Below are 12,150 nucleotides of genomic sequence, written 5' to 3'. Positions count from 1 at the left end.
TGGTGCTACCCCTCGCTGTTCGCCCGCGCCGTCACCCCCCGGTGAATCCCCGGTGCCCGAAGCCTGCCACCGAGATGGGAGCGGAAAGTCTATTCCGGGCGATAGGTCCGGTTGCCAAGGTCAGTTCTGCCGGTTTTTCTGCCGGTGACGTGACACGTGCTCAGGCTGGTCCGTACGCCGCCCGCTGCCGTGCCGGCCGGGACCGGTGCTCGCCGGCGGTCAGGCTCGGGTAGCTCCATCGGCGGTGATCTCCTCCTCGGGCGCGGCGTCGGTGCTGCCGGCGGTGGCGCACGGGTGGACGGCGTCGCGTACCCGGCGCAGGCCGTCGAGCAGTGCGGCCAGGGCCTCGGGGCCGAGTTGGCCGGTGAACCACTGCTCGATGATCCGCAGGTGCCCCGGTAGCGTCTCGTTCAGCCGTTGCATGCCGGCGGTGGTGACCACCGCGTACGAGCTGCGCCGGTCGGTCGGGCAGGCCCGGCGGGTGAGCAGGCCGTCGCGTTCCATCCGGTCCACCACGCGGGTCACCCCGCTGGTGGAGAGGGAGGTCTGCGCGGCGAGGTCGGTCATTCGTAGTTGGTTGCCCGGCGAGCGGGCCAGTCGCGTGATCACCTCGAACTCGACCGTGGAGAGGTCGTGCTCCTCGAGCTGGGCAGCGAACCGGGCCGAGAGCCCGGCGTGCACCTCGTAGAGCAGGCCGACGGCGGTGATCCGGGGATCGTCGAACACGTTTGTCACTCGTTCATCCTACCAGTACTTGACACAGGGAATATTGCTGTGGCTATAGTTGCTCAGGCAGTCGTTGGGCTACTAAACATTCTTCTGGAGGAGATCAGCATGACCAGCAGCATCGATGCGGTTACCCGCGACTGGGACGGCCTCACCATTCCGACGGCCGGCACCTACGCGCTGGACGCGGCACACAAGCGGGTTGGCTTCGTCGCCCGGCACATGATGGTGAGCAAGGTCCGCGGCGAGTTCAAAGAGGCGGCCGCCACCATCACCATCGCCGAGGACCCGCTGCAGTCGTCGGTCGTCGCGACCATTCAGGCCGCCAGCATCGACACCACCCAGAGCGACCGGGACGCGCACCTGCGCAGCCCCGAGTTCCTGGAGGTCGAGAAGTACCCGACGCTGGAGTTCCGCAGCACCGGCGTCAAGTCCCGTCGCGGCAACGAGTTCGTGCTCACCGGTGAGCTCAGCATCAAGGACGTCACCCGTCCGGTCGAGCTGCGGGTGGAGTTCGAGGGCGTCGGCCGCAGCCCGTTCGGCCAGGACATCTTCGGCTTCTCCGCGAGCACCGAGATCGACCGCGAGGAGTTCGGCCTGACCTGGAACGTCACGCTGGAGACCGGCGGGGTGCTGGTCGGCAAGAAGATCAAGATCGAGATCGAGGGCGAGGCCGTCCGCCAGGCCTGATCCTTCGGATCGCCGGTACGCCGGGCCCGCGCCGCATGTCGGCGCGGGCCCGGCGTCGTCTCGGCCAGCCGTCGCCACCTGCGTGTGAAGTGTCACGGGTTGTTCGCACCTCCGGCGGGTCCGGCACGCCCGCGACGGGGTACAGATGGCGCCACGAGCGCTTCCGCGCGGGCCGGTTTCGCATCATCGGCACCGGCCCCTGGCTCCGGTCAGGTGGGCGCTCTTAACGTGGATGGTTCACAATGCGCTTTCCGGGACGGCAGGATCCCGACCGCGCCGGCCGCCGGGAGGACACATGGGCAGGGACGTCTCGCAGGGCGCCTTCACCCGGGAGGATCGAGTCCGCTACCGGCAGAAGGTCCGGCGATGCCTGGACGTCTTCGCTCTGATGCTGGACGACTTCGGCTTCGACGCCGACCGGCCGATGACGGGTCTGGAGATCGAACTCAACCTGGTCGACTCGGCGGCCGAGCCGGCGATGCGCAACGAGGAGATCCTCGCCGACATCGCCGACCCGCTCTTCCAGACCGAGCTGGGGCAGTTCAACCTGGAACTCAACGCCGAGCCCCGGCTGATCGACGGCACCGGTTTCGCCGACTACGAACACGACCTGCGCAGCAGCCTCTCCCGTGCCGACGAGCGTGCGGCCAAGTCCGACGCGAAGATCGTTCTGGTAGGCATCCTGCCCACCCTCACCGAGGGGCACCTCGTCGAGGACAATCTCTCCACCAACGAGCGCTACCGGGTGCTCAACGACCAGATCGTCGGCGCCCGGGGCGAGGACATCGAGCTCGACATCCGCGGCGTCGAGCAGTTGCGGACGCACACCGACTCGATCGCCCCCGAGGCCGCCTGCACCAGTCTCCAGTTCCACCTCCAGGTCGCCCCGGACAGCTTCGCCGACTACTGGAACGCGTCCCAGGCCATCGCCGGGGTGCAGGTGGCGATCGGAGCGAACTCTCCCTTCCTGTACGGCCGTCAGCTCTGGGCCGAAACCCGGATCGCCCTGTTCGAGCAGGCGACCGACACCCGACCGGACGAACTCAAGGCCCAGGGCGTACGCCCCCGCGTGTGGTTCGGCGAGCGCTGGATCACCTCGATCTTCGACCTGTTCGAGGAGAACGTCCGCTACTTCCCGCCGCTGCTGCCGATCTGCGAGGACGAGGATCCGGTGGAGGTACTGCACTCCGGCGGTGTGCCGCAGCTCGGCGAGCTGCGGCTGCACAACGGCACGGTCTACCGGTGGAACCGCCCGGTGTACGACATCATGAACGGCCGCCCGCACCTGCGGGTGGAGAACCGGGTGCTGCCGGCCGGTCCGACCGTGGTGGACATGCTGGCCAACGCGGCCTTCTACTTCGGGCTGGCCCGCGGCCTGGCCGAGGCGGACCGGCCGATCTGGAGCCAGCTCACCTTCAGCTCCGCCGAGGAGAACTTCCACGCCGCCGCCCGGCGCGGCCTGGACGCCGTGCTGCACTGGCCGCGGATCGGCGATGTTCCGGTCACCAAGCTGGTGCTGGAGCAGTTGCTCCCCACCGCGGCGGCCGGCCTGGACGGGTTCGGCGTCGCCCCGGCGCAGCGCGACCGGTTGCTCGGCATCATCGAGCAGCGCTGCCGGACCGGCCGCAACGGCGCCGTCTGGCAGACCGAGGCGGTCTGGGCGGCGGAGCGGCACCGGGGCATGGACCGGGCCGACGCGCTGCACCACATGGTCCAGCGCTACGCGGAACTCCAACGCGGCAACGAACCCGTCCACACCTGGCCGGTCGACTGATCACCCCTGCGGACTCAGCCCGCAGTGGGGCGGGTGGTTCGTTTGGTTGCTCGGGCGCGGCGGGCATTCGGCTGCTCGGCCTCGGCCGTCCCGCCGTCGGCTGGCTCGGAGAGGTCCGGGTCCGTGCGCGGTGCCGGAATCCGGGGTGTGACGGCTGTGCCGCGCCGACCGGCGGTTTCCGTCGAGGGGGACTTCAACGGCTCGGCGTCGGCCCCGGTCGAGGTCGGCTCGGGATCGACAGCCGGGACTGCATCGGTCCGAGCGGCCGGGGCCGGGCCGGCCGCCGGGCCCTGCGCAGCCGCGCCGGGGCTTCGGTTGGCCCGCTCGGCGAGGACGGCGACCAGGACCGAGCCGCCGAGGCCGGCGATCACCGCGTACGGGGCGATGAGCTGGGTGGACAGCTGCGCGGGACCCAGCGCCGACCAGTGCGGCAGGGTGGTCAGGTAGGCGACCGCGACGAGTAGCGGGCCGGCCGCGCCGGAGGCCGCCGCGCCGACCCGGTGCCCGGTCGACCGGGCGGCCCGCCGGGCGGCCAGCGCGCCGATCAGCAGCGCGGGAACGAGCGCCAGCAGTGCACCGGGCCAGTAGAGCTGGTCCCCGATCCAGTACCGCGGGTGGTCCGGGTCGAGCTGCCAGGTGCCGAGCTGAGCGCCGGTCAGACCGCGTCCGACGCGTACCCCGTCGATCACCGAGACCACCGCGAGCAGCCAGAGCCAGGCGGCCGTCGCGGTCACGTTCACCGCGGCGGCGCGCGAGCGCAGCGCCCAGAGCGCGACGAGCACTCCGACCAGGATGCCCAGCCCCGCGTGTACGGCCGCCACCCGTTGCGGCGCACCGGTGTCGGCGCCCACCGCGATCCGCGCGGGTACGGCGACCAGAAGCACGGTGACCAGCCCGCCGATCGCGGCGCCGAGCGCCAGGGACACCCGTCGCAGCAGGCTCCCACGCTCGCTGGACAACACCTCGGCCGCCTGTGCCGGCGCGCCTTCCACGGCGCTCGCCGGGACGGTACTACCGACAGCGGGCGCGGCTCCGGGCGTCACCGGCTCCGACCGTTCGGCCGACTCGGACCCGTTCTCCGGGGCCGGTGTGGCGGGAGGCATCGGATCCGGGCCACTCACCGTCGGCTCGGCCGCAGGCGGCACGGCCCTGAAGTGCAGGCGCTGGGCGCACACCGCACCCAGCACGGTGGAGCTGGCGGCGAGCCATGTGGCCCAGGCGAGGCCGTCCGCCCAGGCCGTGTCGGTGGCGCCCGCATCGGTGGGCGTCCAGGTGATGACGCCGAGCCCGTAGCCGAAGCCAAGTTGCGCGGCGCCAGCGCCGGCAGCGACCCCGACCGCCGTCACGATCGATACTCCCCAGCCCCGTCTGGCCATGCCGGGCAGCGTAACGTCCCGTCGTCGGCGCGGCGAGTGGCAACTACCCGCCGGGGTGGACCGCAGACGCAACGGGTTGGGCGACGACCGGTACGGTCGCCGGTGATGAGGCGGTGGGCGCAATGACGGACGCGAACACGGGTCGGCAGGATTCCGTCGCCGGCCGGGACGGCAGCGATGCGGGCCGGGCCAGCGTGCTGCTGGGTGGCGGGCTGGTCGCCGTGCTCCTCGCCGCGGTCGGCGCGACCGGTGGCTGGCTGCTGGCCGGTGAGGACGACGCACCTCCGCCGGAGCCGTTGGCGGTGGCGACCGGTGCGCCGACGGGACGGCCCACCGCATCCCGGCCGAGCACCGGCCGGACCACGCCCTCCGCCCCCCGGACCTCCGCCAGCGCGACCAGGGGGACCGGACTGACAGTGCCACCGGTGATCGGCACCGATTTCGTGGAGGCCCGGGACACCCTGCGCAAGCAGCGGCTGGGCTGGCGGCTGGTCTTCGGCACCGGCACCGGTCGTACGGTCGAGAGCACCTCGCCCGACGTGGGCACGGAGGTGACCCGGGGCACCACCGTGCAGCTGCGGGTTGCCGGCCCGCCGCCGGCCGCCGAGGTGCCGGACGTGGTCGGCGACGACTGCGCGAGGGCCGCCGACGAACTGGTCGACGAGGGTCTCTACCCGCGCTACCGCAGCGGGCGCAGTGGGAAGGTCAGCCGGCAGGAACCGGCCGAGGACGGCCCGGCCCGCTGGAACGACGAGGTCAGCATCTGGTGCGGGGAGACGCCGCCGAGCCTGCCGGGCACTAAACCCCCCTTCTGATCTCCGGTCCGCGACCCCAGGCCCGGGCGGTTCGGGCCGCTGATCCGCGCCGTTGACGGTCCGGGCGGTTAGGTTGGCGGTCGAGGGCCATGGCGCCCGCCCCGGTTCGGGAAAGGACGTGCGATGAGCGACGACCGCCAGGAGCCGCCCGCCGGGGAGCACGACGACGACCGGACGCGCCCGCTGCCTCCCACCGCCGACCGGTCCGAGGCGCCACCAACCGCCGGACCCGCCACCCCTGCCAGCGGGTCGCCCGACGAGACCATGCCGATCGACCGCTCCGCGCTGACGCAGCCGGGCACGCCTGCCGACCGGACCGCGCGGATGCCTGCCGAGCGGGCGACCCCGCCGTGGTCCGGGAGGGCGGAGGTACGGGCGCCCCGACCCTCCGAGCCCTCGGGAGAGTGGTACGCCGAGGAGCAGGGCGGCCGTCGCTGGTGGCTGCCGATCCTCTGGGGCGTACTCGCGCTCCTGCTCGCCGGCCTGCTCGGCGCCGCGCTCTGGGTGGTGCTCGCCGCACAGAACGACGACAGGGACGACGACCCGGGATCCACCCCGTCGCTGCCGCCACCCAGTGCCACGAGCGCCGCACCGACCAGCGCGGCCCCGACCTCGGCGGCGCCGACCAGCGAGACGCCGAGCAGCCCGGCGGCCACCACCGCGGCGGCCGAGGTGCCGGTGCCGCCGCTCGCCGGCCTGCCGCAGGCCACCGCGGAAGGGCTGCTGGACCGGCTCGGTCTGACCTACCGGGTGGTGTACCGCCCGTCCGAGCTGCCGGCGGGGACGGTGGTGGGCACCGAACCGGATGCCGGCACCAGGGTGCCCACCGACGAGGAGGTGCTGCTGGTCGTGTCCCAGGCCCAGCCCTCGACCGGGACCAGCCCGGCCACTCCGAGCCCTACTGTGACGGGCACGGGGTGACCGGTGCTCACCACATCCGGCGGCGGGTGCCGACCAGGCCGAGGCCGGCCAGGGAGATGGTGAGGCCGAAGATCCCGGACCAGAACAGCGAGCGGCGGACGTCCGTCGCGGTGTGCCCGGCCGGACCGGCTTCGGTGATCTCCTGCCGCCCGTCGGACTGGCCGCCGCCACCGGCCCCGGCCGCCGAACCGGTCGGGTCGACAGCGTCGGCGCGGCCGTCGGGGGCGTCGGTGTGGAACCAGCCGGGTTCGTCGTCCGTCGGTGGGTAGGCGTCGACCACTGTGATTTCCGGCGCCGGCACCGGAGTGGTCAGCCGGGTGGACGACAGCGCCGGGTCGCGGGCCAGGACCACGAGCGTGGTCACGGCCCCGAGCAGGGCGAGCAGTCCAAAGGCGTAGGCGATACGGGAGCGGTGGTGCCGCCGCAGGGCGGGCTGATTGACCATGACCATCCCAGGCTCAGGGCCCTGGACGCGCGGGTAAAACGGTGCCGGGGTGGGCGTACCAATTCTATGGCGGCGGCACGCCCACCGGCGGCGGATCGCGCCGGTCAGCCCACCCGGACCGGTGTACGGACGACCGGTCGCCGGCTCCGTACGGTGTGCGTGCGGGGCTCCGGTGCGGCCTGCACCTGTTGCAGCCCGTCCCGCTGGACGAAGATCGACCGACGGTTGACAGCGTCGCCCGCGGTGTTCAACTCGTAGCCGTCGAGCCAGAGCCAACCGTCGTAGGTCGGCCAGTCGAGCACCCGGATCACCCGGAACTTGATGGGCCTGAGGAACTGGACACTCGCCGCGCGAGTCACGTGCAGTACGTCACCGGAGCGGGGAAGCACATGGGCTCCTGGGGAGGTCGGCCGGCAGTTCTGCCGGCGGTGACTGGTCGGGGGAACGTCTCGGCCCGGTGACGGGGTCGCGCCTCGTGGACCGGTGGTGCGGGTGGTGGTGGTCGGGCCGTACTCCGCTGGTGGCGTGCCGCCACCCGACCATCATCCGACTGCTTTCCGGGAACCGCGCCCGCCGCCGCAGCCGGCAGGCTTGCAGCGGCGAGGTCCTCACCCCGGAGCAGCTCTCGGTGTCGCCGGCCGGGCCCGCGTCGTGCCCGGCTTCCCCGGGTCGGTGGGATCACCACACCGGGGGACCGGACGGAGACGCTGAGTGATCCGTGCCATACCGACAGAGTGCATCAGGGACGTGCTTCATGCAAGTTGCACGTCGAGTTTTGCCAATACGTGAGTCCCTTCCGCAAAGCGGCGCTTGAAGCCATCCGCGTCCGGACGGCACACTGAGGGCCGGTTTCGCCCGTCGCGGCCGGCCGATGACCGGCACCACCCCTCGCCGCGAACGCTCGCCGGTCGACGGTCGCGCCCCCGGCGGGCGGCAGCCAGTGGCGCGTCGACCGGAGGTAGCCCGAAGTGGGGTCGAGCAGCCAGCGGCGGGGAGCGGTGACCGGGGAGTGCCATGAGTGAGCGGCGCAGCCCCACCATCAGGCGACGACGGCTCGGTGCCGAGCTACGCCGCCAGCGGGAATCCGCCGGCATCACCATCGAAGTCGTCGCCGAGCAGTTGGAGTGCTCGGCGTCGAAGGTCTCCCGGATCGAGACCGGGCACACCACGGCCACCCCGCGCGACGTCCGGGACATGCTGCGGATCTACGGCGTGGTCGGTGCCGAGAGCGACGAACTCGTGCAGATCGCCCGGGAGGCCCGGCAGAAGGGCTGGTGGCACCCGTACAGCACGGTGCTGGTCGGCGCGTACGTCGGGCTGGAGGCCGCGGCGAGCTCGATTCGGGCGTACGAGCAGCAGGTGGTGCCGGGCCTGCTGGAGACCGAGGAGTACGCCGGCGCGATGATCCGCGCCGCCCGGCCGGACTTCACCGCCGATCAGGTCCACCAGCGGGTGCGTGTCCGACTGGGCCGTCAGTCGTTGTTGACCCAGGACGATCCGGTCGATCTGTGGGTGGTGCTCGATGAGGCGGTGGTAAGCAGGCCGGTGGGTGGGGACGAGGTGATGCGTGGCCAGCTCAAGCGGTTGGTCGAAGTGGCCGAGTTGCCGAACGTGACGTTGCAGATCCTGCCTTTCGAGGTGGGTGCGCACGCCGGCATGGACGGCACCTTCACGATCCTCAGTTTCCCCGAGCCCGGTGATCCGGATGTCGTGTACGCGGAGAACGCCACGGGTGGGCTTTTCCTTGAGAAGAGCGACGAACTGCAGAAGTACAGCTTCATCTTCGATCACATCCGCGCCGCGGCCATTCGTCCGGAGGAGTCCGTCGCACACATCGCAAAACTGGCAGAGGAGCCGTTGTGGAAATGGCGACCAAGGGGTTCCCCGTGGACCTGACGCAGGCAACGTGGTTCAAGAGCTCGAAGAGCGGGCCGAACTGTGACAACTGCGTGGAGGTGGCGTACGTGACCGGGGCGGTCGGAGTGCGGGACTCGAAGGACAAGACCGGCCCGGCCCTGGTCTTCGCCCCGGGTGACTGGCACGCCTTCGTCGCCGGCACCAGAGGTGGTGTGTTCGGCTCGGCCTGACCGAGCGGTCACGTGAGGTCCCTGTCCGGTCCCGACCGGGCGGGGGCCTTCGCGTGCCGAGCTGCCGGGCTCCCGCTCGCCGCGCGGAGGCGCGCTCGGCGAGGTTCCGCCGGGAATCCCGTCGCCACAGCGGGTCCGTCTCGTTGAACCGGTCGGTACGGCGCTGGTCGACGACCCGCCGCACCGATCCGCAACCCAGCGAGGTAGGCGAGACGGATGACGACGATCGGGTCAGACAACCTCACCAACGGTCCGGGCAAGCCGGAGCGGTTCGGTGGCAAGTACCGCGGGGCGCGTCGGGACACCGTACTGACCGAGGTGGTCTCGACCGACCAGGAGATGAGCGGGCGGGAGGCTCCGGCGACCGAGGCGGGCGATGCGCCGCTCTCGCTGCCCTCGCTGGACCCGAACCCACTGGTCGAGCCGTCCTTCCCGCCGAGCGGCTGGCCGATGGAGCCCACCGGGTCGCTGGCTGAGCACCCGCTGCTGCGGGGCCTGCTGATGGAGCTGCCGCCGAAGGGCAGCGTGCCGCCGCCGGGCTGGCTGGATCGCTGGTTCGAGGCGACACGGGCGATCCTGGAGCTGCTATACGTGCAGGGGCCCGGCCGCTCGCGCTGACGTCGCCGGGTCCGGCTGGGCCCGCTCGGCGAGCCGGTTGTGCCGGAGCGCGTGCCGGACGCCGATGGCCAGGATCCCGAGCGCGCCGACGGTGATCGCCGGACCGGTGACGCCCGGTGCGGCGAAGAGGTCGGCGCCGCTCGCCGCGATCACCGCGGGCACCGTCAGCACACCGGTGACCTGCAACGGCAACCCGATCAGCGGGTGCGCGGCGGCGGCCCGGAGGCCGTGCGGCGCCGGGGTCTCCGGTGCTGCGGCAAACGCTCCCGCACCGGCCCAGAGCCGGCGCACCCGGCGTACGGTGCAGACCGCCACCACGAGGGTGGGGAGCCCGGCGAGATTGAGCGCGGCGGCAGCCCGGTCGGCCGGGGTGTTTCCGGCACTGAACAACCCGGCCGCGAGCACGGCCGCCGTGAGCGTCAGGCCCATCAGGGTCAGGACGAGCAGGTGTCCAGCGCGTCGGCGCAGCGCGCGGGCGCGGTCCAGCCGTGGCAGGCCGTCCGCGACCACGCCAGCGGCCAGCCACAGGACGGTGATCGGCAGCAGGGTGGCGAGGGGGCTCTCCATGCTGGTCAGCCTTCCCGGTCGCGGCCGTCCGCGACTCCGGGCGCAGCCCTCGTTCGTCCCGGACGCCGTCCCGTAGGGGGCATCCTTTCCGCGTTATGAACGATGCGACATGTTTATCTTCGTCACTGCGTTGACCTACTCTCGGAAAGATCGGCCGTCATGGATCTGAGCGGGACCCGCGTCGGGCGGCTGCCGGTCGGAGGGAGGTAAGAGATGCGTCTTGCCCACAGGTCCGTACTCGTCGGGGTGGCCACACTGACCCTGTTGGCCGCTGCCACACCCGCCCTGGCCGCAGAACCGGCCGGAGCCATCCGGGCGGCGGGTGGAGACACCGCGGTCGCGGACAGCTACATCGTCGTCTTCAAGGACACCGCCGTCAGCCGGGGCACGGTCGGCGACAACGCGGACCGGCTGGTCGGCCGGCACGGCGGCACGGTGGCCCGCACCTACGGCGCGGCGCTGCGCGGCTTCGAGATCCGGGTCGGCGCGAAGGCCGCCGCACGGATCGCCGCGGACCCGGCGGTGGCGTACGTCGAGCAGAACCACACCGTCTCGATCGCCGGCACCCAGACCAACCCGCCGTCCTGGGGCCTGGACCGGATCGACCAGCGGAACCTACCCCTGAACAGCTCGTACACCTACCCGACCACGGCGTCGAACGTCCGCGCCTACATCATCGACACCGGCGTGCTGTACGGGCACAACGACTTCGGCGGGCGGGCCGTCTCCGGCTTCGACGCGGTGGACGGCGGCTCCGCCGACGACTGCAACGGCCACGGCACGCACGTGGCGGGCACGGTTGGTGGTTCGTCGTACGGGGTGGCCAAGGGCGTCCAGATCGTCGGCGTCCGAGTGCTCAACTGCCAGGGCAGCGGCACCAACGCCCAGGTGGTGGCCGGCATCGACTGGGTGACAGCGAACGCGGTCAGGCCGGCGGTGGCGAACATGAGCCTCGGTGGTGGCGCCAACAGTTCGATCGACACGGCCGTCACCAACTCGATCAACTCCGGCGTCACGTACGCGGTGGCGGCGGGCAACGGCAACGCCCTCGGCGTCCGGCAGAACGCCTGCAACTACTCCCCGGCCCGGGTCGCCTCCGCGATCACCGTGGGTGCGACGCAGAACAACGACGCCGCGGCGAGTTTCTCCAACTTCGGCACCTGCGTCGACATCCTGGCCCCGGGCGTCAACATCACCTCGGCCTGGTACACCGGAAGCAGCGCGACGAACACCATCAGCGGCACCTCCATGGCGTCGCCGCACGTCGCCGGGGCCGCGGCGCTCGTGCTCTCGGCGAACCCGTCGTGGAGCCCGCAGCAGGTCCGGGACAACCTGGTCAACAACTCCACCCCGAACGTGGTGACCAACGTCGGCACCGGCACCCCGAACCGGCTGCTCTACGTCGTGAGCGGCACCCCGCCGGCCAACGACTTCTCGGTCTCGGTGTCGCCGACCTCCGGCTCCGCCGCGCCGGGCGGTTCGGTGACGGCCACCGTCGGCACGGCCACCACCGCCGGCTCCGCCCAGGCGGTCAGCCTCTCCGCCAGCGGCCTCCCGGCCGGGGCGACCGCGTCGTTCAGCCCGTCGACGGTGACCTCGGGTGGCTCGTCCACCCTCACCATCGCCACCTCGGCGAGCACCCCCGCCGGCAGCTACCCGGTGACCATCACCGGCAGCGGCGCGGCGGGCACCCGCACGGCCACGTACACGTTGACCGTGACCGGCTCGGGTGGCGGTGGCTGCTCCGGCACCAACGGCGCCGACGTCGCGATCCCGGACACCGGCGCCACGGTGTCCAGCTCGATCACGATCGCCGGCTGCGGCCGCAACGCCTCGGCGTCCTCGACCGTCGCGGTGAACATCGTGCACACCTACCGTGGTGACCTGGTGATCGACCTGGTGGCCCCGGACGGCTCGGCGTACCGGCTGAAGAACAGCAGCTACTTCGACGGCGCCGACAACGTGAACACGACCTACACCGCCAACGTCTCCAGTGAGGCGGCGAACGGCACCTGGCGACTGCAGGTGCGGGACGTCTACTCCGGCGACACCGGCTACATCAACACCTGGACCCTGACCCTCTGACCTGGTTCCCACGGCCGAGGCCCCACCCGGAACGCCGGGTGGGGCC

13 protein-coding genes are annotated in these 12,150 nt (G+C 72.0%); 8 read left to right on the top strand and 5 right to left on the bottom strand.

The annotated features are described in order from the left end of the window. Window positions 1-219: 219 nt before the first annotated feature. Window positions 220-735, bottom strand: coding sequence for a MarR family winged helix-turn-helix transcriptional regulator (locus tag GA0070607_RS12425; RefSeq protein WP_089018349.1), 516 nt, complete (start codon window positions 733-735; stop codon window positions 220-222). 99 nt (window positions 736-834) lie between these two features. Between GA0070607_RS12425 and GA0070607_RS12420 the strand changes: the two genes are divergently transcribed. Then, window positions 835-1,416, top strand: coding sequence for a YceI family protein (locus GA0070607_RS12420; protein ID WP_089018348.1), 582 nt, complete (start codon window positions 835-837; stop codon window positions 1,414-1,416). Window positions 1,417-1,711: 295 nt separating this feature from the next. Continuing rightward, on the top strand, window positions 1,712-3,190 hold the full coding sequence (locus GA0070607_RS12415) for a glutamate--cysteine ligase (RefSeq protein ID WP_089018347.1): 1,479 nt from the start codon (window positions 1,712-1,714) through the stop codon (window positions 3,188-3,190). Window positions 3,191-3,204: 14 nt separating this feature from the next. Here the strand turns inward: GA0070607_RS12415 and GA0070607_RS12410 are convergent, their stop codons facing one another. Beyond that, window positions 3,205-4,566, bottom strand: coding sequence for a hypothetical protein (locus tag GA0070607_RS12410; protein WP_089018346.1), 1,362 nt, complete (start codon window positions 4,564-4,566; stop codon window positions 3,205-3,207). A gap of 122 nt (window positions 4,567-4,688) precedes the next feature. Here GA0070607_RS12410 and GA0070607_RS12405 point away from each other — a divergent pair, with 122 nt between their 5' ends. After that, window positions 4,689-5,381: a PASTA domain-containing protein gene (locus tag GA0070607_RS12405; RefSeq protein WP_089018345.1), complete on the top strand. Its 693-nt coding sequence runs from the start codon at window positions 4,689-4,691 to the stop codon at window positions 5,379-5,381. A gap of 123 nt (window positions 5,382-5,504) precedes the next feature. Continuing rightward, the gene (locus tag GA0070607_RS12400; RefSeq protein WP_089018344.1) at window positions 5,505-6,302 is read left to right on the top strand and encodes a PASTA domain-containing protein; all 798 of its coding nucleotides are present in this window, start codon (window positions 5,505-5,507) and stop codon (window positions 6,300-6,302) included. Window positions 6,303-6,309: 7 nt separating this feature from the next. Here GA0070607_RS12400 and GA0070607_RS12395 read toward each other — a convergent pair whose 3' ends face one another. Further along, the gene (locus GA0070607_RS12395) at window positions 6,310-6,753 is read right to left on the bottom strand and encodes a hypothetical protein (RefSeq protein WP_172899019.1); all 444 of its coding nucleotides are present in this window, start codon (window positions 6,751-6,753) and stop codon (window positions 6,310-6,312) included. 98 nt (window positions 6,754-6,851) lie between these two features. After that, window positions 6,852-7,136: a hypothetical protein gene (locus GA0070607_RS12390; RefSeq protein WP_089018343.1), complete on the bottom strand. Its 285-nt coding sequence runs from the start codon at window positions 7,134-7,136 to the stop codon at window positions 6,852-6,854. Between the two features lie 625 nt (window positions 7,137-7,761). Between GA0070607_RS12390 and GA0070607_RS12385 the strand changes: the two genes are divergently transcribed. The 3 genes from GA0070607_RS12385 to GA0070607_RS12375 all read left to right on the top strand — a co-directional run bounded on the left by GA0070607_RS12385 (window position 7,762) and on the right by GA0070607_RS12375 (window position 9,452). Next, window positions 7,762-8,643 (top strand): helix-turn-helix domain-containing protein, encoded by an 882-nt coding sequence (locus tag GA0070607_RS12385; protein ID WP_030487606.1) that lies wholly within the window; start codon window positions 7,762-7,764, stop codon window positions 8,641-8,643. Beyond that, on the top strand, window positions 8,613-8,834 hold the full coding sequence (locus GA0070607_RS12380) for a DUF397 domain-containing protein (protein WP_089018342.1): 222 nt from the start codon (window positions 8,613-8,615) through the stop codon (window positions 8,832-8,834). Before GA0070607_RS12385 ends, GA0070607_RS12380 begins: the two co-directional genes overlap by 31 nt. A gap of 216 nt (window positions 8,835-9,050) precedes the next feature. Continuing rightward, entirely contained in the window at window positions 9,051-9,452 is a 402-nt protein-coding gene (locus tag GA0070607_RS12375) for a hypothetical protein (RefSeq protein WP_089018341.1), read from the top strand. Here the strand turns inward: GA0070607_RS12375 and GA0070607_RS12370 are convergent. After that, window positions 9,420-10,019 carry a hypothetical protein gene (locus tag GA0070607_RS12370; protein WP_089018340.1) on the bottom strand — a complete coding sequence of 200 codons (600 nt, stop codon included), beginning with the start codon at window positions 10,017-10,019 and terminating at the stop codon, window positions 9,420-9,422. The genes GA0070607_RS12375 and GA0070607_RS12370 overlap by 33 nt on opposite strands. A 213-nt stretch (window positions 10,020-10,232) precedes the next feature. Here GA0070607_RS12370 and GA0070607_RS12365 point away from each other — a divergent pair, with 213 nt between their 5' ends. After that, window positions 10,233-12,104, top strand: a complete 1,872-nt coding sequence (locus GA0070607_RS12365; protein WP_089018339.1) for a S8 family peptidase — start codon at window positions 10,233-10,235, stop codon at window positions 12,102-12,104. Window positions 12,105-12,150 lie beyond the last annotated feature (46 nt).

Origin of the sequence: Micromonospora coriariae (assembly GCF_900091455.1) — a bacterium.
Classification (GTDB): domain Bacteria; phylum Actinomycetota; class Actinomycetes; order Mycobacteriales; family Micromonosporaceae; genus Micromonospora; species Micromonospora coriariae.
This window is presented reverse-complemented; position numbering and strand designations above follow the sequence as displayed.